At 58.2% G+C, this 20,278-nt stretch carries 19 protein-coding genes; 11 read left to right on the forward strand and 8 right to left on the reverse strand.

Features of this window, described 5'->3' with window-relative positions:
• The first annotated feature begins 78 nt into the window (after positions 1 to 78).
• The 3 genes from AC5SEO_RS02895 (at position 79) to AC5SEO_RS02905 (ending at position 1,853) form a co-directional block, all read left to right on the forward strand.
• On the forward strand, positions 79 to 1,092 hold the full coding sequence (locus tag AC5SEO_RS02895; protein ID WP_035200558.1) for a substrate-binding domain-containing protein: 1,014 nt from the start codon (positions 79 to 81) through the stop codon (positions 1,090 to 1,092).
• Positions 1,093 to 1,265: 173 nt separating this feature from the next.
• Complete coding sequence (locus AC5SEO_RS02900; RefSeq protein ID WP_003510923.1) at positions 1,266 to 1,463, forward strand: hypothetical protein; 198 nt, start codon at positions 1,266 to 1,268, stop codon at positions 1,461 to 1,463.
• A gap of 231 nt (positions 1,464 to 1,694) precedes the next feature.
• Positions 1,695 to 1,853 (forward strand): hypothetical protein, encoded by a 159-nt coding sequence (locus tag AC5SEO_RS02905; RefSeq protein ID WP_013761588.1) that lies wholly within the window; start codon positions 1,695 to 1,697, stop codon positions 1,851 to 1,853.
• 3 nt (positions 1,854 to 1,856) lie between these two features.
• Here AC5SEO_RS02905 and AC5SEO_RS02910 read toward each other — a convergent pair whose 3' ends face one another.
• Entirely contained in the window at positions 1,857 to 2,432 is a 576-nt protein-coding gene (locus tag AC5SEO_RS02910) for a DNA-3-methyladenine glycosylase (RefSeq protein WP_013761587.1), read from the reverse strand.
• 97 nt (positions 2,433 to 2,529) lie between these two features.
• On the opposite strand from AC5SEO_RS02910, the gene AC5SEO_RS02915 reads away from it, so the two are divergent.
• The 4 genes from AC5SEO_RS02915 to AC5SEO_RS02930 all read left to right on the forward strand — a co-directional run bounded on the left by AC5SEO_RS02915 (position 2,530) and on the right by AC5SEO_RS02930 (position 5,712).
• A complete protein-coding gene (locus AC5SEO_RS02915) occupies positions 2,530 to 2,913 on the forward strand; it encodes a hypothetical protein (protein WP_025595660.1) in 384 nt (127 codons plus the stop codon).
• On the forward strand, positions 2,910 to 3,695 hold the full coding sequence (locus AC5SEO_RS02920) for an SDR family oxidoreductase (protein ID WP_025595662.1): 786 nt from the start codon (positions 2,910 to 2,912) through the stop codon (positions 3,693 to 3,695). The genes AC5SEO_RS02915 and AC5SEO_RS02920 overlap by 4 nt, the downstream gene beginning before the upstream one ends.
• A gap of 156 nt (positions 3,696 to 3,851) precedes the next feature.
• Positions 3,852 to 4,907 carry a L,D-transpeptidase family protein gene (locus AC5SEO_RS02925; RefSeq protein WP_013761584.1) on the forward strand — a complete coding sequence of 352 codons (1,056 nt, stop codon included), beginning with the start codon at positions 3,852 to 3,854 and terminating at the stop codon, positions 4,905 to 4,907.
• Positions 4,908 to 4,926: 19 nt separating this feature from the next.
• A complete protein-coding gene (locus tag AC5SEO_RS02930; RefSeq protein ID WP_013761583.1) occupies positions 4,927 to 5,712 on the forward strand; it encodes a L,D-transpeptidase in 786 nt (261 codons plus the stop codon).
• A 110-nt stretch (positions 5,713 to 5,822) separates the two neighbouring features.
• Here AC5SEO_RS02930 and AC5SEO_RS02935 read toward each other — a convergent pair whose 3' ends face one another.
• Positions 5,823 to 7,643, reverse strand: coding sequence for a methyl-accepting chemotaxis protein (locus AC5SEO_RS02935; RefSeq protein ID WP_003510912.1), 1,821 nt, complete (start codon positions 7,641 to 7,643; stop codon positions 5,823 to 5,825).
• A gap of 145 nt (positions 7,644 to 7,788) precedes the next feature.
• The gene (aptA, locus tag AC5SEO_RS02940; RefSeq protein WP_003510911.1) at positions 7,789 to 9,123 is read right to left on the reverse strand and encodes an omega-aminotransferase AptA; all 1,335 of its coding nucleotides are present in this window, start codon (positions 9,121 to 9,123) and stop codon (positions 7,789 to 7,791) included.
• A 146-nt stretch (positions 9,124 to 9,269) separates the two neighbouring features.
• Between aptA and AC5SEO_RS02945 the strand changes: the two genes are divergently transcribed.
• Positions 9,270 to 9,818, forward strand: coding sequence for a cupin domain-containing protein (locus AC5SEO_RS02945; RefSeq protein WP_003510910.1), 549 nt, complete (start codon positions 9,270 to 9,272; stop codon positions 9,816 to 9,818).
• 21 nt (positions 9,819 to 9,839) lie between these two features.
• On the opposite strand, the gene AC5SEO_RS02950 is transcribed toward AC5SEO_RS02945, so the two are convergent.
• Entirely contained in the window at positions 9,840 to 10,049 is a 210-nt protein-coding gene (locus AC5SEO_RS02950; RefSeq protein ID WP_141680512.1) for a hypothetical protein, read from the reverse strand.
• A 385-nt stretch (positions 10,050 to 10,434) separates the two neighbouring features.
• Between AC5SEO_RS02950 and AC5SEO_RS02955 the strand changes: the two genes are divergently transcribed.
• From AC5SEO_RS02955 to AC5SEO_RS02965, 3 genes are all read left to right on the forward strand, one after another.
• Positions 10,435 to 11,115 carry a sugar transferase gene (locus AC5SEO_RS02955; protein ID WP_003510909.1) on the forward strand — a complete coding sequence of 227 codons (681 nt, stop codon included), beginning with the start codon at positions 10,435 to 10,437 and terminating at the stop codon, positions 11,113 to 11,115.
• 195 nt (positions 11,116 to 11,310) lie between these two features.
• Entirely contained in the window at positions 11,311 to 12,597 is a 1,287-nt protein-coding gene (locus tag AC5SEO_RS02960; RefSeq protein ID WP_013761580.1) for a polysaccharide biosynthesis/export family protein, read from the forward strand.
• 7 nt (positions 12,598 to 12,604) lie between these two features.
• Entirely contained in the window at positions 12,605 to 13,873 is a 1,269-nt protein-coding gene (locus tag AC5SEO_RS02965) for an O-antigen ligase family protein (RefSeq protein ID WP_003510903.1), read from the forward strand.
• A 19-nt stretch (positions 13,874 to 13,892) separates the two neighbouring features.
• On the opposite strand, the gene AC5SEO_RS02970 is transcribed toward AC5SEO_RS02965, so the two are convergent.
• The 4 genes from AC5SEO_RS02970 to AC5SEO_RS02985 form a co-directional block, all read right to left on the reverse strand.
• A complete protein-coding gene (locus tag AC5SEO_RS02970; protein ID WP_003510901.1) occupies positions 13,893 to 14,387 on the reverse strand; it encodes a hypothetical protein in 495 nt (164 codons plus the stop codon).
• Positions 14,388 to 14,524: 137 nt separating this feature from the next.
• Positions 14,525 to 15,889, reverse strand: a complete 1,365-nt coding sequence (locus AC5SEO_RS02975) for an HlyD family type I secretion periplasmic adaptor subunit (protein ID WP_003510897.1) — start codon at positions 15,887 to 15,889, stop codon at positions 14,525 to 14,527.
• Between the two features lie 8 nt (positions 15,890 to 15,897).
• On the reverse strand, positions 15,898 to 18,120 hold the full coding sequence (locus AC5SEO_RS02980; RefSeq protein WP_013761577.1) for a type I secretion system permease/ATPase: 2,223 nt from the start codon (positions 18,118 to 18,120) through the stop codon (positions 15,898 to 15,900).
• A 76-nt stretch (positions 18,121 to 18,196) separates the two neighbouring features.
• A complete protein-coding gene (locus AC5SEO_RS02985; RefSeq protein WP_035199460.1) occupies positions 18,197 to 20,218 on the reverse strand; it encodes a hypothetical protein in 2,022 nt (673 codons plus the stop codon).
• Positions 20,219 to 20,278: the final 60 nt, after the last annotated feature.

Below are 20,278 nucleotides of genomic sequence, written 5' to 3' on the forward strand. Positions count from 1 at the left end.
AATTGAAAGCGATTTCAATTTTTGTCCGCTTGAAAAATCTGCGGCGGCGACGCATGCAGGAGCAAATTGGCAGAAAACATGAAGCTCAAGGAATTCGCAGAAAAGGTCGGGCTGTCGCCCACAACCGTCAGCCGTGCGCTTGGCGGCTATCCCGAGGTGCGTGAAGAAACGCGCCAGCGGGTGATGGATGCTGCGCTGAAATACGGCTACCGGCCCAATGTCAACGCGGTCAGGCTGGCAACAGGCAGGGCTGGCGCCATCGGTGTCGTGATGGGCCGTTCGGGCGGCGGGCATTTCTTTTCGGAATTCATGGGCGGCATGGCGACGCGGCTGGAAGGCGAAGAGACCGACATTCTCGTCAGCGTCACCGTCGACAATAACATTGAGGAAGAGCTCGCGATTTTCAGCCGGCTGGCGTCGAGCGGACGGGTGGATGGCATAATCGTGCATTCGCCGCGTCCGGAGGACGAGCGCATCGCGCTGCTCAATCGGCTGGGCGTGCCTTTCATCGTGCATGGCCGCTCGAAGACGGCGTTCGAGCACGCCTGGCTCGATATCGACAATCATGATGTGACGTATCGTCCGACAATCCATTTTCTGGAACGTGGCCACCGTCGCATCGCGATGATAAACGGCCCGACAGGCCGTACATTCGTGCAGGACCGCGAACAGGGTTTTCGTGATGCGCTCGCGACCCATGGCATCACGCCTGATCCGCGCCTCATGATGAGCGAGCATTTCAGCGAAGATGCCGCCTTCCGTTTCGCCCGCTCGCTGCTGGAGCAGACGCCGCGCCCGACCGCCTTCGTCGCCGGTGCGATGATGACGGCGCAGGGCGTCTATCGCGCGGCAACCCAGCTGGGACTGGTGATCGGCAAGGACGTGTCCGTCATCGCCCATGACGACGTGTTTCCTTACCTCACTCCGGAAAGCATGATGCCGCCGCTTTCCACCACCCGCTCGCCCATGCGCATGGCTGGCATGCGGGTTACAGACCTGCTTCTGCAGATCGTTGGCGGCCGTCCCGTCCGCGAGGTTCAGGAATTGTGGCCGGTCGAACTGATCTTGCGGGAATCGGTCGGTCCAGCCTGAGCTCGTCGCCATAGCTCACTGATTCCATTCCATTTTGTGAACGTCAATTGATTGCCGTTCGTCTTTCATCGCCTATACGGCAGCGTCATCTCGTGTATAATCGAAGCTGCACAGGCCTTTTGGAACAGGACCTGGGCCAGCGCGTTGAGGGGACGTGTTGAAGGAGGTGACCGATGTTTGAATTTTTAAAGCCGCAACAACAGACTGTGATCGATGATGTGGAGGCAACCGGTACCTATGCCGATGCGCTGCTCAACGTACCCAGCCCGGAACTGACCCGTTCCACCGCTCGCGAACACGGCCATGAGGCCCACTCCCGCGACTATTGCGAAAACCGCGATATTTCCCGCAGCTCGCTGGGTTTCGCCTGACCACTCGCAAAAGCTTCCCAAAAAAACGGAACTGACCGGCGTTTTCCTGCGTTTGCCCTGTACAATCCGCAGGGCGGCGCAATGAAACCGAAGGGACCTGACCGGCATTTGACCGATGGGCGAATTGGGTGTTGCGCCGCCTGAGGAGGGGCCGCGCGCTCGCGTCGTCCCAGCAGATGAAAGCGCATTTCGATTCCGCATTGGACGAAGCGCTTATATCCAGGAGCTGCAATGCCAACTCTTCCCGTTGAACCCTATCCAGACCCGCCAATGCCGGTGCCGCCACAGCCGGATATACCGCCGGTCAAAGAGCCGGAGCCCGAAAGGCTGCCGGACGAGGCGCCAAACCCCAATCCAGATGAAAACGACGGACCGCCCAAGGTATTGTAGGTTTCAGGCTTGTTCGAATTTCCTGCTGAGGAAGGCCGAGCCTTCAAGTCCGAACCGCCACGGATAATCCTGCGCGCGGCTTATGCCGATGCGTCTGCCGCTGGTAACGGCAGCGGCCTCCTTTGGCAGGCGGAGGAAAAACGGCGGGCGGTCCAGCGCTGCTCCGTCCATTTCTCCGGTAATGGCCAAGGCCTGACAAAGCCTGCCGGGGCCGGAACATAACAGTTTCAGTTTGTCAGTTCCTCGCCGCAGTTTCATCATGTCTATGCCGGTGAGGGGTTCGATGGCGCGCAGAAGCACGGCGGAGCCCGGAGCGCATACGAAGTTTGCGCACCAGTGAATGCCGTAGGAGCGGTAGACATAGAGATGGCCGGCCGGGCCGAACATCGCCTTGGTGCGCGGGGTCTGCCCATTGAAACTATGGGATGCCGGATCATCAGGATGATAGGCTTCGGTTTCCACGATGATGCCGCCGGTATTGCCAACGCGGAATTCCACGCCGATGAGGGCGCGGGCAACGTCAACGGGATCGCGCTGAAAGAAGCGCTCCTGCATTTCCGGGCCCAAGGCCTGATCCATCTGGAACCCCTTCTGCTCTGCCATCGTTGTGAATTCAGGTTTCAGTGTGTTGTCGCATCGGGTTACGCCGATGCTTTTTCAAATCGGAGGGCATGTCATGCAACTTTCTACGACCTATGTAAAACGGGATAACGGAGTGATTTCCGTGGAATTTGTCGGCAGCGACGGCGATCAGGTCTCGGTCCGCCTTGCCGACGGTCTTGATGGCATCGACGATGCGGAGGCCATCAAACGCGCGAGCGCGGTGATGGTTCAGCTGACGGCATTCGGAACGCGTCAAGGCGCCGATGCGCCGTCGCAGTTTTCCGCTCTCGGCACGGCGCAGGATGAAGCCCCGCACGGTCAGGCGAGCGCCCGCACATCGAAGGATCGTGACATTCTTGAAGAGGAACTGGAAGAGGGGCTGGAAGACAGTTTTCCGGCGAGCGACCCCGTCTCGGCAACGGTCACCTCGATCGCGTCGAGAAAAGGAGGGCTGTGACCTTGGCCAATGGTAAAGTCGCCCTCGTCACCGGCGCTGGCTCCGGCATCGGCCGGGCTGCTGCCCTTCATCTGGCTGCGAAAGGCTTTTCCGTAGGCCTTCTCGGCCGTACCGAATCTGAATTGCAGGCAGTGGAAAATGAGATTTCCGCCTTATCTGGCGCTTCTAAGGTCCTCGTCGCCGATGTGGCGGAAGAGGCAGCTATGCGACACTCCGTCGCAGAGCTTGCCGATGCTTTCGGCCGTCTGGATGTCGTAGTGGCCAATGCGGGCGTCAACGGCGTCTGGGCGCCGATTGACGAGCTGACGCCTTCGGAGTGGGACGATACGATCCGCATCAACCTGCGCGGCACCTATCTAACTATCCATGCCAGTGTGCCGCATCTGAAGGCGGCAGGTGGCGGCTCCATCATCATCGTCTCTTCCATCAACGGCACACGCACTTTCAACTCGCCGGGCGCTACCGCCTATTCGGTGACGAAGGCCGGGCAGCTTGCCATGGCCCAGCAACTGGCGCTGGAGCTCGGGCGTCATCGCATCCGTGTCAACGCGGTGTGTCCGGGCGAAATTGAAACGGCGATTGACGAAAATACCGACATACGCGGGCGCGACAGGACCGAAGTGCCAGTCCGTTTCCCGGCGGGTGACATTCCGGTCACCGGCGGGGTTGCAGGGACGAGCGAGGATGTTGCTGCATTGATCGGTTTTCTGGCATCTGACCAGTCGCGCCATATCACCGGAACGCCGGTATGGATCGATGGCGGGCAGGGGCTTCTTCGGTAACGGCAGTTCCATCACAGGCTTGTGTGCGTATGATTAACGAATGGGTAACGTCTGTTCACGAGACTTTGTCCTTGCGGGAGGTTGCCGCCATATGGCCACCTTCGCTAGTTAAGCCTCTGCCACAAAGGCGGGCAAATCGGGCGGGCAGAACGATCCATGGGTATGAATGCATTGCTGAACTTCGCAAGTGCGGGGCTGCGGCGCAGGGTAAAAGCGGGAATGAGAATAGCTGCGGTCGTCGCGATCGGCAGCGGTCTCGCCGCGTGCACCTCCATGGGTCTCGACAGCGTCAAAAAGGACCCGCCGAAGCTGTCATCCAAGATGATGGCGCAGATGTCTGCCAAGAGCATGCGCCCGGAAAGCCCGGTTCTCGTTCGCATTTTCAAGCAGGAAAGCGAGCTTGAGGTCTGGAAGATCGACAAGACCGGTAATTATGCGCTGCTCAAGACCTATCCCATGTGCCGCTGGTCCGGAAAACTTGGCCCGAAGACGAAGACGGGCGACCGGCAGGCGCCGGAAGGGTTTTATCATGTCTCCGCAGGCATGCTGAACCCCAATTCGCAATATTACGTCTCCTTCAATCTCGGCTATCCCAACCGGCTGGAATCGGCGCTTGGTTACACCGGCGAAGCGTTGATGGTGCATGGCGCCTGTTCTTCGTCGGGCTGTTACGCGATGACCGATCAACAGGTCGGCGAGATTTATGCGGTCGTGGCGCGCGCGCTGCAGGGCGGGCAGGACCGCTTTCAGGTTCAGGCCTATCCCTTCCGCATGAGCGCCCGAAACATGGTGGCGAATCGGGACGATCCCAATATGCCCTTCTGGAAGACGCTCAAGGAAGGCTATGACTATTTCGAGGTGACGCGCCGCCAGCCAAAGGTTTCCGTTTGTGGCCGGCGATACGTTTTTAACAGCGAATTTGCCGGCGGTGAGCCTGCCGATCCGCTGGCGGCCTGCCCACCTGCGATAAACCAGCCGGACCCCTTGGTGGCGTCGAAAATGGCCGAAGAGCAACAGAAATTTGCCGCCGCGATGAACGAGGGAACTTCTGCCCCGGTCAGCGCGTATGTAGACGGCGGCATGCACCCAAGCTTCCGTGCCATCCTGAAATCCAGTGGCGCAAAGGCCATGGCATCGCAGGTCTCCGGCACGAAGTACCCTATAAGCCGCCCCGAGGCGGCGCTGGCAGATCCCTTTGCCAGCGCAAGATGACGCAGATGAGGTTTTTCAATTGAACGACACGACAACGACCCGGCGAGGTTTCCTGCTTGGAGCGGGCGGATTGGCGCTGGCCGGCCTTGCAGGCTGTAACACCACCTCGCGTGAGGCCACGCGGCCAACAGCCCCGGCCGACGACCCGATGTATGCCTTGATGTACGGTCCGAAGCCCGACGAGCAGTTTCCGTTGCCGGAAATTCCCTACAAGCGGATCCCGCGCCAGTTCCTGCGGCAAATGGTGGAAAACCCCACCGGTGAGCGTCCCGGTATCATTGTGGTCGATACCGCCAACCATTTCCTTTATCTCACCTACGAGAACAACCAGGCCATGCGTTATGGCGTCGGTCTCGGCCGCGCGGGCTTCGAATGGGCCGGACGCGGCGTTATCCAGTACAAGCGTCAATGGCCGCGCTGGACGCCGCCCGACGAGATGATTGCCCGCCAGCCTGAGCTGGAACCCTATAGCGGCCGCAATGGCGGCATGGAGCCAGGCCTCAAGAACCCGCTCGGTGCGCGTGCACTTTATATCTTCAAGGACGGCAAGGACACGATCTACCGTCTGCACGGCTCGCCGGAATGGTGGACGATCGGCAAGTCGGTTTCCTCCGGCTGCGTGCGTCTGCTGAACCAGGATATTGTCGACCTCTATAACCGTGTGCCTGATGGTACGCCGATTGTGGTGACGGCGCTCGGGCCGGCACAGCAGGGTGTTCCTATCGGGCAGGCGGGCGTGCCCGTGGCGCAGTATGGCGGCGGCGTGGTCGGCGACGGCCTGTCGCAACCAATGCAGACCTATTGATAGACGAAATTTCCAGCCGCCTGAGTGGGCGGCTGGAAATGGCTAATGAATGAAGGCGCAATTACAGCGCTTCGATAATGCTGCTGCCGGCGCGATCTGCGGCAGCGACCTCAGGCCACGCGACGGGTAACGTCGCGGCTACCGGCACTTTCCATTTCCAGACGGAACCGCGATACAAGCGAGCGCAGCTTTGCCGTTTCGGCGGCGAGCATTGCAGAAGCCGCGGTGGATTGTTCCACCATGGCAGCATTTTGCTGGGTGGCGTGATCCATGGAGTTTACCGCCGCGTTGATTTCGGCAAGACCGGTCGATTGTTCGGTCGCCGATGTGGCGATGGCGTTCATATGGCGATCGATGCCGGCGATACGCTCGCCGATCTCCTTCAGCGCCGTGCCGGTGTCGAGAACCAGTTTCACGCCGCTTTCCACTTCCGTCGAGGATTGCCGGATATGATCGCGGATTTCGCTTGCGGCCTTTGCTGCGCGCTGGGCGAGATCGCGAACTTCCTGCGCCACTACCGCAAATCCCTTGCCGGCTTCACCGGCACGCGCGGCTTCCACGCCTGCATTCAACGCCAGAAGATTTGTCTGGAAGGCGATCTCGTCTATGGCGCCGACGATGCCGGTGATCTGCCGGGACGAGGTTTCGATGCGGCGCATCGCCTCTTCGGCATGGCTGACAACCTCCACAGATTTCAGTGCGCTGTGGTTGGCATCGGTGGCGGCGAGCCGCGCTTCGGCGGCACGCTTGTTGGCGTTTGAAACATTGACCGTGATTTCATCGAGAGCTGCTGCTGTCTGTTCCAGAGACGCTGCCTGATTTTCCGTGCGGCGGGAAAGATCGCCGGCACCTGCGGCGATTTCCCGGCTGCTGCCGTCAATGGTGCTGATGCCATCGGAAATGGCGAACAGCGTTTCGCCGAGTTGACGCACTGAGCTGTTGAAATCGTGACGCAAGGCCTCGAATTGAGGGGCAAAGGCCTGATCGAGCTGAAAGGCCAGATCGCCCGATGCCAGCCGCTTCAGTCCTGTCGCAAGACCGGAAGTGGCGATGCGCAGCCGCTCTGACGCATCGTCCTCCGCTTGCTGTCGCGCCGCCGCCTGATCGGCTTCTGCCTGCAGTCTGGCTGCTGCGGCCTGTTCTTCGAGCGCCCGATTGGCAATCGCCGCCTGCCGGAATATTTCGACCGCGCCGGACATGGAGCCGATCTCATCCTTCCGGTCCATGCCGGAAGGAGGTTGTGACGTGTCGCCGCTGGCAAGGATTTCCATCGTCTTCGACAGGCGCAGGATTGGACCCGTTACCGTTTTGCGGGTGAGGATAAAGAGGCCTACGCAGAAGAGTGTCGCCAGAACCAGCAGCCCTTCTAATACGAGCTCGATTACCGCCTTCGTCTCCTGGCTTTCCGCGACAGTTGCTTCGGAAAGCGCGTCGATCTGTTCGCTCGCCGTTTCCATCGCGGTTTCGAGAGTGGTGAACTGGCGCATGAAGTCCGGAATCATTTTTGTCGCCGCGCCCGGATCGGCGTTGACGAGGCCAACCACCGTTTTGGCGCTTTCAAGATAGGACTGAAGCGGTTTTTCAACGCTCTCAATAACGGCTTTGGCGTTCGTACCTTCGGTAAGCGCCTTGTTTAGCTTCAATGCTTCAAGGAAAGTGGCTTCATGTTCGGCAAGGTCGGCCTTTACCGCGTCGAACGACAGGCCCATCGTATCATTCGTGGAAAGAATGGCTGCCAGCACGTCTGAGCGCAGCGCATCGTGCATCATGTCGGCACGCATATGATTGTGAAGTATCTCGGCGGACCGCGATACATCCGTACTATTGCGATTGAGCGTATTCGTCGCCCAGATACCGACCCCCGCCGCGCTTCCGGTGATGGAAAAGATTGCAATGCTTGCAAATATAATTTTTTTCTGAATCGACGCCATGAGGCCATTCCCGCTCGGTTGGTTATACTACGGGAAATTAATAGAATATGCTTAAGAAATGATCTATTTTTGTTGCGGTCTTGATAAATGCAAAAAAAGGCTGCAATAGAAATTGCAGCCTTTTATTTATTAGAGATTTATACTTTTAATCCGCTCTTTTCAGCGCGTCGCCCAAGATCGAGACGATATCGTCGAAATGGGATTTTTCGGCGATAAGCGGCGGCGAAAGGGCAATGATATCGCCCGTGACGCGAATGAGCAGACCGCGCTCGAAGCAATCCACGAAAACGTCATAGGCGCGTGCGCCGATAGCTCCATCACGCGATTGCAGCTCGATGCCGGCGATGAAGCCGATGGTGCGGATGTCGATGACATTGGGCAGGCCCTTCAGCGAATGGATGGCGTCGTGCCAGACATCCTGCATTTCTGCCGCGCGGGTAAAGAGCCCTTCGTCGCGGTAGATGTTGAGCGTGGCGATGCCGGCGGCGCAGGCAACCGGATGTCCGGAATAGGTATAGCCGTGGAACAGCTCTATCTGGTTGTCAGGCCCATGCATCAACGCATCGTGCACCTTGCGGCTGGTAAAAACCGCACCCATCGGGATTGCGCCGTTGGTCAGCCCCTTGGCGGTGGTAACGATGTCAGGCGTCACGCCGAAGTAGTTGCTGGCAAAGGACGAGCCCATACGGCCGAAACCGGTGATAACCTCATCGAAGATCAACAGAATGCCGTGCTTGTCGCAGATGGCCCGCAGGCGCTCCAGATAACCCTTCGGCGGCACCAGCACGCCGGTGGAGCCGGCAACCGGTTCAACGATACAGGCCGCGATTGTTTCGGCCCCATGCAGAGCAACCAGCCGTTCCAGATCGTCTGCCAGTTCGGCACCATGCTCGGGCTGGCCCTTTACGAAGCTGTTTTTCGCCAAATCGTGGGTATGACGCAGGTGGTCGGCCGGGATTTGCGGAAAAACACGGCGGTTGTTGACAAGGCCGCCAACGGAGATGCCGCCGAAACCGACGCCGTGATAACCGCGCTCACGGCCGATCAGACGGCTGCGGGTGCCCTGACCGATGGCGCGCTGATAGGCGATCGCAATCTTCAGCGCCGTATCGACTGATTCAGAACCCGAGCCGGTGTAGAACACGCGGTCGAGCTTCGCGCCTTCCGGGCCAGGCGCGATTTCCGCCAGCCGCTCGGCGAATTCGAAGGCGACGGGATGGCCCATCTGAAACGAGGGCGCATAATCCATGGTCGAAAGCTGGTGTTTGACGGCGGATGCAATCTGGTGGCGGCCATGGCCGACATTGACGCACCACAGGCCAGCTGTACCGTCGAGAACCTGACGACCGTCATTGCTGGTGTAATACATGCCCTCCGCGCTCGTCAGCAGGCGGGGATTGGCCTTGAACTGCCGGTTGGCGGTAAATGGCATCCAGTAGCTGTCGAGTGAGGTGGAGTTGGATCGGTTGGGGTTGTCCATAACGGTTCTCCTGTTCGGTGCCGGTGATTGAAAGCTATTTTCCGGGCTGAACAAGCCCTTTTCTCGCTGTGGCCAAGCCATTGAAAATGTTATAGGCGGGAAAGGTAGTTTTCGATATTTCGAACAACGGCAACGGGGGATCACGCATGTCGGTGGATATAGGCGGGCGTTTGCGCCATTTGCGGCTGCGTCACAATATTTCCCAGCGTGAACTGGCAAGACGTGCTGGCGTTACCAATTCGACGATTTCCTTGATCGAATCCAACACCTCCAACCCGTCCGTCGGCGCGCTGAAGCGCATTCTCGACGGTATACCGATCGGCCTTGCCGAATTTTTCGCCTACGAGCCGGAGACCAGCCGCAAGGCATTTTACCGCGCGGATGAACTTGTCGAAATCGGCAAAGGACCGATATCCTTCCGGCAGGTGGGCGAAAATGTTTTCGGCCGCAGCCTGCAAATCTTGAAGGAATGTTACCAGCCGGGTGCCGATACCGGCAAGGTGCCACTGGTCCACGATGGAGAAGAGGGTGGTATCATCCTCTCCGGGCGTCTGGAGGTGACGGTCGACGAGGAGCGGCGGGTTCTCGGTCCGGGGGATGCCTATTATTTCGAAAGCCGCAGGCCGCACCGCTTCCGTTGCGTTGGTCCAGTGCCGTGCGAGGTCATCAGCGCCTGCACACCACCCACCTTCTGATTCTATGGCTTTCGCGTAAAGTCACGCCGGAATGGTGGTCGGACCGTTGCAGCCGGAGATAATATGGTCCAGCCGGAGAGATTTTCTACGAGCCGACCGAACTTTGATACGGGTTCCTGCCATTATTTTGCCGCTTTTGCGCCGCTTTTGCAATTTTTCCATCGCTTTTTCTTGGCGAAGTTGGCGTGCCGGCAAAAAAATCCCGGTTAATATGTCAAATTTTATATGCATTGCCACAATCTTGCTGCGCTGCAAAAAAATTTAATATTCTTCCTGACGCATGGCTGTTCTTGGCGTTCCTGTCTCACCTGATTAAGTCACAAGAAACATATAAGAAAAGACTATCTGTTGTCGAAAACGCAATACATGCGGGAGCGGCACCCATGCTCTCAACACATGGCCGCCGGCACATTTGTTGCTTTTTTATGCAACCGTTAATATTGCCCTGACGTTGATCGGCCGCTCTCGCAAGAAATCGCATAGACGGTCAGGGGCAATGTGCCTTACAAAAAATCCATTAGCATCAAATTCAGAACACAGACTTGTTATCTCTTTTAGACGGAAAGACACGCCTCCGGGCACCGACCAATCGCAAAACATAAATGGAGTTCTCTCTATGAAGTCCGCGACCCAATCGGCTGAACAGACACTCAGCAGTTCCGAAGACTTCGATGTCAGTTTCCCTATCGGGGGCATCGCAAAACGCAGCTTCGATATGACATCGGCCCTGCTTGCGCTGCTCATCTTCAGCCCGATTTTTCTGTTGATCGCCGCACTGGTGAAATTGTCCGATCCCGGCCCGATCTTTTATGGGCACCGGCGTGTGGGACATAATGGCCGCTATTTCCATTGCCTGAAATTCAGGACGATGGCGATGAACGGTGATGAAATGTTGCGGCAATATCTTGCCGCCAATCCGGAGGCTGCCGAGGAATGGCGTGCGACCCGCAAACTCAAGAATGATCCGCGCGTAACCGCAGTTGGTGCCGTGCTGCGAAAGCTCAGCCTTGATGAGCTGCCGCAGCTTCTCAACATCATCCGCGGCGAAATGAGCGTCGTTGGCCCGCGCCCCGTCGTCGACGAGGAGCTGAGCTACTACGAAAGCGATGCCGCCTATTACCTCAGCACCCGTCCGGGCCTGACCGGCCTTTGGCAGATCAGCGGCCGCAATGACGTAAGCTACAAGACCCGCGTGGCTTTCGACACGCAATATGTGCAGAACTGGTCGATGCGACAGGACGTCTTCATCATCGTCAAGACCATTCCCGCCGTGTGCCTTTCACGCGGAAGCTACTGAAAACCGATATTGAGTTTGGCTTTATCGATCTTTGTTTTGCCACGCACCCTGACCGGGATCCCAAGTCCGGTCTTTGGGTGCGTCATTGGTGCAAATCATAATGGCCGCTTTTTTGCGGCGCTGTGCAGCCGGCACCGTCCGGCTGCTCTATCGCCTGATCGCCCGCGCGGCGATCCGCAAACAGGGAGTTTCCCGATGAACGGTCCTATTGCCGTCGCTAGCCGTCCGCTTGCAAAAAGAACCGCCGGACGCACTTTCTCCGCCCTTCTGCTTGTCGCATCCGTCGCATTTGGAGCGCCGCTTTCCGCAATGGCTGCGGAAGGCGCTCAATACAAGCTTGGCACCGCCGACAAGCTGCGCATCCGCGTTGCCGAATGGCAGCCGGCCGATGGCAGCATCCGCAACTGGGATGTCATCAACGGCGATTATTCCGTCGGCCCATCCGGCGCGCTGTCGCTGCCCTTCATCGGCCAGCTGGATGTGGCGGGGAAGACGTCCGCAGAGGTCGGTGAGGCGATTGGAGCCCAGCTTCAGAGCAAGTTCGCCCTTCGCAACCTGCCGTCGGCTTCTGTCGAAATTGCCCAGTTCCGGCCGATCTTCCTCAGCGGAGATGTACAGACGCCAGGCGAATATCCCTATGCTGCCAATCTCACGGTGTTGAAGGCCGTAAGCCTTGCCGGCGGGTTGCGGCGCTCCGATGCCGGGCAGCGTTTTGCCCGCGACTTCATAAATGCCCGCGGCGACGCAGCCGTTTACGACAACCAGCGCGCAAGGCTGCTTGCCCGTCAGGCGCGGTTGATCGCCGAGGTCAAGGGTGACACGGTCATCGCCAAGACGCCGGAGATGGAAAAGATTGCCGAGATCGACGCGCTTCTCGCCAGCGAAAGTGCGCTGATGAAATCGCGCACCGAGCGTTACACTTTGCAGCTCAAGGCACTGACGGATCTGCATGCGCTTCTGGAAAGCGAAGTCGAATCGCTGAAAAAGAAATCGGAAACGCAAAACCGTCAGCTCGAGCTTGCCAATGAGGACCGAGACCGCGTCAACCGGCTGAACGAGCAGGGCCTTGCACTATCGCAACGGCGTATTTCCGCGGAAGAACGTGCAGCGGAGGTGGAAGCCGCACTGCTTGATATCGACACGCAGTCATTGCGTGCCAAGCAGGATATCAACAAGGCGACCCAGGATGAAATCAACCTGCGCAATGACTGGGTGGCACAGCGCTCCAAGGAATTGCAGGACACGGAAGCGGAACTCGACAAGCTCAATCTGCAACTGGGTACAAGCCGGGAATTGATGTCGGAGGCGCTCGCACAATCGGCTGAGGCGATCCGTTTCGATCCGTCGGGAAAATCCGCGACAATCAGCTACGTCGTGGTGCGTGAGGAAAACGGCAAGCCGAAGGAAGTGAAGGTGGATGAAAACGCCATGCTTCAGCCAGGCGACGTCATCAAGGTCTCGTCCGAAATCCTGATGCAGTGAGGTTTTCATGCGGATCGCCAAATCGGCACTGATCGATCCCGAACGCAATGAGGTCTACGGAATGGCGGCGATTGCGCTGTCATTCTTCGTTTTCGCCTATTCGTCGCGTTTCGGGCAAATCTCGATTCTGGCCTATTATGGCATGTGGCTGCCCCTTGTAGTGGTCAATTACCGGCGCGTGCTGGGTAACTATCCGCGCTATCTGTGGATATTCGCCTTCGGCATCCTGACCGTGCTGTCGAGCTTCTGGTCGGAGGCAGCATCGGTCACAATGCGCGCTTCCATCCAGTATATGACGCATATCGTCTGTGCACTTATCGCCATGCGGGTGGTGTCCATCCGCACGCTGACGCGTGGGGCGTTGATCGGCATCACCGTCATTCTGCTCTATTCGCTGCTGTTCGGTGTCCACCTTTTCGATGCGCTTGATGGAACCTACAGTTTTGTCGGGGCTTTCTCATCGAAGAACCAGCTTGGCTTTTACGCCTCGCTCGGCGTCATTTTCGCTGTCTCATCCGTGCTGATCCTCAAGCAAAGGGGTATCTGGCTGCCGATCGCGGGCATCACCGGGCTCCTATCGGCCTATAGCCTAATTGCTTCGCAATCGGCCACATCCACCATTACCACGGCGGCGGTGGTCGCCCTCATCATCGGTTTCATCCCGATTGGCATGCTTTCACCCGCCAACCGCAAGATGACCTTTTTCGCACTCGGCGGTATTGGCATATTGCTGGTGGTCGCGTCCCTGCAGTTCGGCTTGCTTGATGCCATTCTCGGCCTTTTCGGCAAGGATTCGACACTGACAGGACGCACCTATCTCTGGCAGCAGGGCATCGAAGCGGCAAAGCAGACACCGATCCTCGGCGTTGGTTACCAGGGGTTCTGGGTGGTGGGTTTTGCCGATGCCGAGCGCCTGTGGAACGACTTCTTCATTACCGGACGCAGCGGCTTCCATTTTCACAACACCTATATCGAGACGGTGGTGGAGAATGGCATCGTCGGCATGGTTCTGCTCGGCATGGTGCTTTACGGAACGCTGCTCGGCCATCTGCGCTCGGTCCTGATGCGCCAGCGCGATCCGCAGGGCGTCATTCTCTTTGCCATCTGCGCGCTGTTCGTCGTCCGCTCCTTCGTGGAGATCGATATCATCTTCCCATTCCAGATCGGTTCGTTCCTGCTGTATTTCGCCGCCGGAAAACTGTGCCTTCCGGCGAAAGCCACGCAGAACAGCGAAACTCATCCCGCGATTGGCGTGCGGTTACAGACGCGAGCCTGAGCATTCGCTCTGCCCGATCCTAGAGGTAATCCGATGAGACGTGCGGGCTGGCGTGGATGAAACTCCACATGTCCTTGCTGACAGAGACGATGTCGGCGATGGATTTTTCGAGGTGTTCGATTTCTTTCTCGTCCATGCGTTCTACCTTGCCGTAACGGACCTGGGTTTCGTCCTCCACCAGTCGCATGAGCTGAGTGGTGGCAATTTCGCCCTTTTCGTCGAAGGAGTAGATGCAATGATTGTATTTGTTGCGCGTTTTCGATTCTTTCTTGAGCCGCGCCATGATGGAGAGAATGGTCTTGCGATCCGGCGCTGGCGTTGAGGGAAGTTTTGCCAGACGCTCGATGAGATCCATGCGCGCGCGCGTGGTGTTGAGCGTCAGAAACACGACGATGGCCGCTTCCTTCTCCACTTTCAGGAGATGGACGATCAGATAGATCATCAGGCTTTCGGTGTTGGTCCACACGTAATTCAGCCTGCCGACCATCAGCAATATATCCGACATTGCCGCCATGCTGTTCTCCCGCCCCACCAGACATATACTGGCATTCTATGCCGATCTGGACGGGATTGACAGTGTAGGTCCTTCTGCGTTCCGCATTTTCCAGACGCAAAACCGCCGTCCAACCTTCCTGGAAAAGCGGTATTTCTTCATCTTTCCTTGAATGCTCGGGACATGCTCTCGGAGATAGGCTTGGTCAGATATTCGAAGAAGGTTCGCTCCGAAGTCTGGATCAGGACATCCGCCGGCATGCCGGGAACGGGATGGAAATTATGGACCTTCGCGATCTCCTCGTCTGAAACCTGCACGCGCACGATATAGACGTCCTTAACCTGCAGGCCTGCATTTTCCTCGATGCTATCGGCGGAGACGTAAAAGACCTTACCGTTCAGAACAGGCGTGGTGCGGCGGTTCAGTGCCGAAAGGCGGATCGCTGCCGTCTGGCCTTCATGCAACTGGTCGATGGAGGTTCTCAGAACCTGCGCCTCAAGGATCAGGGGAACGTGGGCGGGCAGGATTTCCATGATTGGCTTGCCGGTGGTGATGACGCCGCCTGCCGTGTGGTAATAGGCGCGCACCACGGTACCGTTGACGGGGGAGCGGATGACGGTGCGTTCCAGCACTTCGGCGGCACCGCGCACTTGCTCGCGCACGCTGTCCAGATCGGCTTCTGCGGTTTCGAGCGCGTCGAGAGCAGCCTGCTTGTTGGCGTTGATGGCAATGACCGCTTCCTGCTTGAACTTGGCGATTTCAGCCTCGCTCTGGTTCATCTCGCCGGTCAGTCGGGCGATATCGCCCATGGCATCGGCAATGGCGCGCTCCAGCGCCAGCATGTCGGTCTTGCGGATGACACCGTCCTTGGCAAGCCTTTCCTTGGAATCACGCTCCTGGGTCAGAAGTGCCAGTTGACGGTCGAAGGACTGCTTCTGCCCCTCATAGCCTGCATAACGAAACTCCAGCGACTTGATGTTCTTTTCGATGAGATTCAGTTGCTCGTCGAGCTTCACGATCTTGCTGTGGAACACGATGTTCTGGCTCTGGATGATGGATTTGATATCAGGATCGCTGGCTTCCTTCATGACGATGTCAGGCACCTTGAAGCTTTTTTGGCCCTGCGCCTCGGCGCGCAGGCGCGTGACGATGGTTTCGAGGCGAAGGCGTCTCAGCTGGAACATGCGCTCGTTGGCGAGCGCCGTCGTCTTGTCGAGCGTCAGAAGCACGTCGCCTTCCTTGACGGTGTCGCCTTCGCTGACCATCATTTCCTTGATGATGCCGCCCTCCAGATGCTGCACGACCTTGTTGTTGCCTGTGGCGACAAAGCTGCCCTGGGCTATGATGGCGGCGGAGAGCGGTGCGGTGCCGGCCCAGTACCCGAAGCCGCCGAAGGAGGCGAGCAGCACGGCAAGACCGATTGAACTGTGGAGGCGAATGGAACGTGGCACTTCGCTGTACCACTCAAGCTGGCCCTGGGGTTTTACCTCTGCGACGGCGACGGCGGTTTTTTTCTTGAACATGACGATCCTCAACCCTCGATCTGCGGAGACTGGCTACTTTGCCGGCCATTGCCGGAAATAGCCTTCAGTACGTCCATCCGTTCGCCGAACATGGCGACCGATCCGTCCTTCAGCACCATTATCTTGTCGACGCACTGAAGAAGTGCGGGTCGCTGGGTGATGGTGACGGTGGTGATGCCCTGTTTCTTGGCGTGCAGAATGGCTTTTGCCAACGCCTGTTCGCCCTGCGTATCAAGGTTGGAGTTTGGTTCGTCCAGAACCACGAATTTGGGATCACCGAAGAAGGCGCGGGCAAGCGCGATGCGCTGCTTCTGGCCGCCCGAAAGCGGTGCGCCATCGGCGGCAACCACGGTTTCGTAACCCTGCGGGAAACCGGCGATCAGCTCGTGTACGTCAGCGAGCACAGCCGCCTCGTAGATCTGCCGGTCTTCAACATCGTCACGCATGCGACAGATATTGGCCTTGATGGTGCCGGGAAACAGCTGCACGTCCTGGGGCAGATAACCGATGCTTTCACCGAATTGCCGCTGGTCCCAGTTGCGCAGGTCCATGAGGTCAAGGCGGACATTGCCGGAAGTGGGAAGGATGGAGCCGACCAGCATCTTGCCAAGCGTCGTCTTGCCGGAACCGGAATTGCCGATGATGGCGAGGGATTCACCTTTCTTCAGCGAAAAGGAAATGCCGTTCAAGATCACCTTCTTCTGCGGCGGCGGCACGAAAAGGATACGTTCCACATCCAGACGCCCTTCCGGATTGGGCAGGCGCAGACGCGGGAAATTGAGCGGTGAGGTGATGAGAAGCTGCTTGATACGGCTATAGGAGGCTGCAGATTTGTTGAACTGATGCCAACCCTCGATCGCCCCTTCGATGGGCGCCAGCGCGCGGCCGGAAATGATGGATGCTGCGATCACCATGCCGCCGGTCAGTTCGCCTGCGAGAGACAGATGCGCGCCCCAACCCAGCAGTGCGACCTGCGTGATCATGCGGGCTGCTTTGGAAACACCTGAGAACATGATGTTGCGATCCTGCGCCGCCACATGCGACTTCAGTGATCCGGCTGTTTCACGACCCCACATCTTCACGGCCTCTGGGATCATCGCCATGGCATTGATGATCTGCGAGTTGCGCGACATGGAATCGAGATGGAAATTGGCGCGGCTCAGATAACCGGAGGCTTCCGCGAACTGTCTGGCGGTGAAGCGCTGGTTCAGCCAGGCTATGATGAACAGCACCGCGCAGCAGACCATGATGATGATGCCGAGATGCGGATGTACAAGATAAACCACCACGATGAAGAGGGGCATCAACGGCGCATCGAGAAAGGCGATCAGGGTGCCGGAGGTAATGAAGGAACGCAGCTGCTGCAGGTCCTGCAGAATCTGGTAGTCCTTGCCGCTGCCATGCAGGGAGGCACGGGCCGCTGCCGACAGGATCGGCGCTCCAAGCTGCACTTCAAGCTCGACAGCGGTGCGCATCAGGATGAAGCGCCGGATGGCGTCCATGAAGGCTTGCAACAGAACCGCGCCGAGAACGGCGACCGTCAGCATGACGAGTGTATCCATGGAGCGGCTTGTCAGGACCCGGTCCGAGATTTGAAACAGATAGAGCGGGATGGCAAGCAGCAGAACGTTGATGGCGATGGTGAACAGCATCACGATCGCCATGTTGCGCCGTATCGCGGCGATGCCCTTGGCGAGGCTGGCGGCGAAATTGACGGGTTCACTGCGCTTGTGGAAGCCGCTCTGGCTTCCGCCGCCGCCTCCGCCACCGCCGCCATTCTCCGTCGGCTCCTTGCCGTTGCCGCCGCCGCCCGTCACCGGACGGCGCTCGTTTTCACGGATAGGCCCGTCATTATTGTCGATGGTCTTGACGAAGGGCAGGTCGGGTGCGCTTTTCAGCTCGGTATTGTCCACCTTTGCTTCCGGCTCCGGCGGTGAGGCGGGGCGCCGGTCTTGCTGCGGCGGCACTGGCCTTTCCTGCGGAACGTCACGCATTTGCGGTTGTTCGGCGTATGGGGAATGTTGTGGAAGGGGCCGGGGCGGTGTGATCTCAGGGGAGGGCGAGGCTGCTTTCACGGTCGGTTCCGCGCCGGACAGGTGACGCAGGTTTTCGACGGCCTCGTTTATGGCCGAAATGCAGGCATCAGTCAGCTTGCTGTCTTCCGCATCCTGATCCAGCGGCAAGTCCAGCGAGTGCCCGGCGGTAATGGTTTTTCTTGAAATATGATCCATTTTTTTATTAATCCCCTCGGTGATCTCGCGGTTTCTGCGGCTTTGGCGGCGGGTGTTTCTCCCCGCCTGTCAAAACCTATGCAGTGACCGCCTGCATGACGTCGGATGAATGCGCGCTCGACCACGACATGTCGTGACCGGCGTTGATGACGCCATCGGATTCATTCTGAATGGTGGCGGGATCGTCGTGCAGAAACGCGATCACTTCGTTTGCCAGCTGCTGGCCTTGGTGACCCGGTTGCGACGCATCATTTTCGATGATGCCGCCCTGTATAAGGATAGCATCCGAATAAAGCCCGCCTGCGACGTAGGTGGTGGAACCGAAGCTGTCGTAATCGATAATCTGCGCGAGATTGATGACGGCGTTGCTGCCGGTATCGATATGGATCGTGACGTTCTCGTTGTTTTCCAGAATCTTTGCGGCTGCCTGCGTCACATAGTCGGAATCGCCCAGCACGCTCACCTGTTTGATGATGCTGACGTCATAAAGATTGCCAGTGATGTAAAGGACGTTGATCCCCTGATAGCCCGCAAAATTGGCATCGTGGGCAAGCGCGTCCGGCATGTTCGGATCACGCTCGTTAATCGCTTTCACCGTCTGCGCCATATAGTCCGGCATGGTTTCGAAACGGTCGTTGCCACCGACATTGTGGATGCTGGCGTCGTTCCACAACAGGTTGTTGCCGGACTGAACGGTGGCGCCCTCAGGCGCGTCGGGGTTGGCGCGGATCCAGTCATTGTCGTAAAGCACGGCGATCTGGCTGATGAGGTTCATGTCCAGCACATTGCCGCCGACGATGACCAGATCGTACTGCATGCCGATGCCGAGGAAATTGGCGATGTTGAGGGCAGCGTTGCCACCGCTCAGCAAGCTGACGCTGGCACCCGAAGAGGTAACCGTCAGTGTGTCGTTGTCGCTGATGAACTGGTACTGCTCGATCCAGTGGACGAAAGACACGTCTCCCTCGAGGACGCTGACACGCCAGGCAGTGGGAAATATTGGCGGTTCACCACTATCGTGGCTGCTATCGGCGCTTTCTGCACCCGGATAGACACTGCGTGAGAAGGTCGCAATATTGTAGGCGGCGGTTGCGTCATGGTCTTCGGACTGCGTGAAAACGGAATCGACCTCATCGCGGTCGCTATAGACATAGGCCTGGGTGATTGCATCGATCTGGTGATAATCGCCCATGACGGTGGTGACTGAGGCCATGACGGCAGTATTGACCAGCGTTGCTATGTTGGCGACGACATTTGCGCCGGCAGCCACATCGAGGCTGTTTCCGGCGGGGCTATCCTCATGCAGCGAAACATCGCTCTTTTCAGGCTCTTCAGCGGGCTTGGCAATGCCACGATCCGGCATGAAGTCGTCGAGCATTGGCTTTTCGCTTGCCATGGAGCCATTGATGTAGAGGCCGTTGATGTCATTGCCGGCGAGAACGAAATCCTGTTCCGCGCCGGTTCCAAGGGACGTCACGTCATTTTCGCGCGCATGGTCGATATAATCATGTGCTGATTTGGCGAGCGCCTGCAACGCGTCGTAGCTGTCGGTGCGCTGGAAAACGGAAAAGGGCGTGAAGACGGCTGCTTCGTTATGGAACTCGACGGTGCGCTGGGTCACGAAACTGGTGTCGCGCGCCACATTTGGGCCGTCCGTCATGTTCAGATAGTCGTCGTCCTGAAGAATGTTGACCTGCGTGACATGCGCGATAACCGAGCCAGGGCCGGTGTGCACCACCAGTTCGCGTTCTTGCTCAAAGGAGACACTGCCCGGAAAACGGAAATGCGCGGCTGACATATCGACCGGTATCGCATTTGCAAGCTGCTGCATGTCGTGTTCGACCATGCGAGCGAAATGCGGTTGCAGATAGTCGAAGTCGTAATAGCCGGCGCGATATTTAACGCCGGGATCGTAATCCTGAAGCTGCAAGTCGTAGGTCTTGTCTAGCAGTCTTGCCGCGTCATCATCCGACAACCGGTCTTTGTTCGCGTGTGCCGTGCCTTCGGCATAGTTGCTTCTTAGACGCGCTTCCTCGATCACCGTGTCGAACAGGCCGATGAAATGCGCAATCATGTCTGAAATTCTGTCGATTTGCATTGCAGGTCCCTCCCTGATCATCGCGGCAGAGCCTGGGCGGCGGGCGGCACACGTCCAAGA

Source organism: Agrobacterium sp. K11 (assembly GCF_059429395.1).

Excerpts from the sequence above, each read along its gene's own strand:
- AC5SEO_RS02895 (WP_035200558.1), top strand. The coding sequence starts at position 79 with ATGAAGCTCAAGGAATTCGCAGAAAAGGTCGGGCTGTCGCCCACAACC.
- AC5SEO_RS02900 (WP_003510923.1), top strand. The coding sequence starts at position 1,266 with ATGTTTGAATTTTTAAAGCCGCAACAACAGACTGTGATCGATGATGTG.
- AC5SEO_RS02905 (WP_013761588.1), top strand. The coding sequence starts at position 1,695 with ATGCCAACTCTTCCCGTTGAACCCTATCCAGACCCGCCAATGCCGGTG.
- AC5SEO_RS02910 (WP_013761587.1), bottom strand. The coding sequence starts at position 2,432 with ATGGATCAGGCCTTGGGCCCGGAAATGCAGGAGCGCTTCTTTCAGCGC.
- AC5SEO_RS02915 (WP_025595660.1), top strand. The coding sequence starts at position 2,530 with ATGCAACTTTCTACGACCTATGTAAAACGGGATAACGGAGTGATTTCC.
- AC5SEO_RS02925 (WP_013761584.1), top strand. The coding sequence starts at position 3,852 with ATGGGTATGAATGCATTGCTGAACTTCGCAAGTGCGGGGCTGCGGCGC.
- AC5SEO_RS02935 (WP_003510912.1), bottom strand. The coding sequence starts at position 7,643 with ATGGCGTCGATTCAGAAAAAAATTATATTTGCAAGCATTGCAATCTTT.
- aptA (WP_003510911.1), bottom strand. The coding sequence starts at position 9,123 with ATGGACAACCCCAACCGATCCAACTCCACCTCACTCGACAGCTACTGG.
- AC5SEO_RS02945 (WP_003510910.1), top strand. The coding sequence starts at position 9,270 with ATGTCGGTGGATATAGGCGGGCGTTTGCGCCATTTGCGGCTGCGTCAC.
- AC5SEO_RS02950 (WP_141680512.1), bottom strand. The coding sequence starts at position 10,049 with ATGCATATAAAATTTGACATATTAACCGGGATTTTTTTGCCGGCACGC.
- AC5SEO_RS02955 (WP_003510909.1), top strand. The coding sequence starts at position 10,435 with ATGAAGTCCGCGACCCAATCGGCTGAACAGACACTCAGCAGTTCCGAA.
- AC5SEO_RS02960 (WP_013761580.1), top strand. The coding sequence starts at position 11,311 with ATGAACGGTCCTATTGCCGTCGCTAGCCGTCCGCTTGCAAAAAGAACC.
- AC5SEO_RS02965 (WP_003510903.1), top strand. The coding sequence starts at position 12,605 with ATGCGGATCGCCAAATCGGCACTGATCGATCCCGAACGCAATGAGGTC.
- AC5SEO_RS02970 (WP_003510901.1), bottom strand. The coding sequence starts at position 14,387 with ATGGCGGCAATGTCGGATATATTGCTGATGGTCGGCAGGCTGAATTAC.
- AC5SEO_RS02975 (WP_003510897.1), bottom strand. The coding sequence starts at position 15,889 with ATGTTCAAGAAAAAAACCGCCGTCGCCGTCGCAGAGGTAAAACCCCAG.
- AC5SEO_RS02980 (WP_013761577.1), bottom strand. The coding sequence starts at position 18,120 with ATGGATCATATTTCAAGAAAAACCATTACCGCCGGGCACTCGCTGGAC.
- AC5SEO_RS02985 (WP_035199460.1), bottom strand. The coding sequence starts at position 20,218 with ATGCAAATCGACAGAATTTCAGACATGATTGCGCATTTCATCGGCCTG.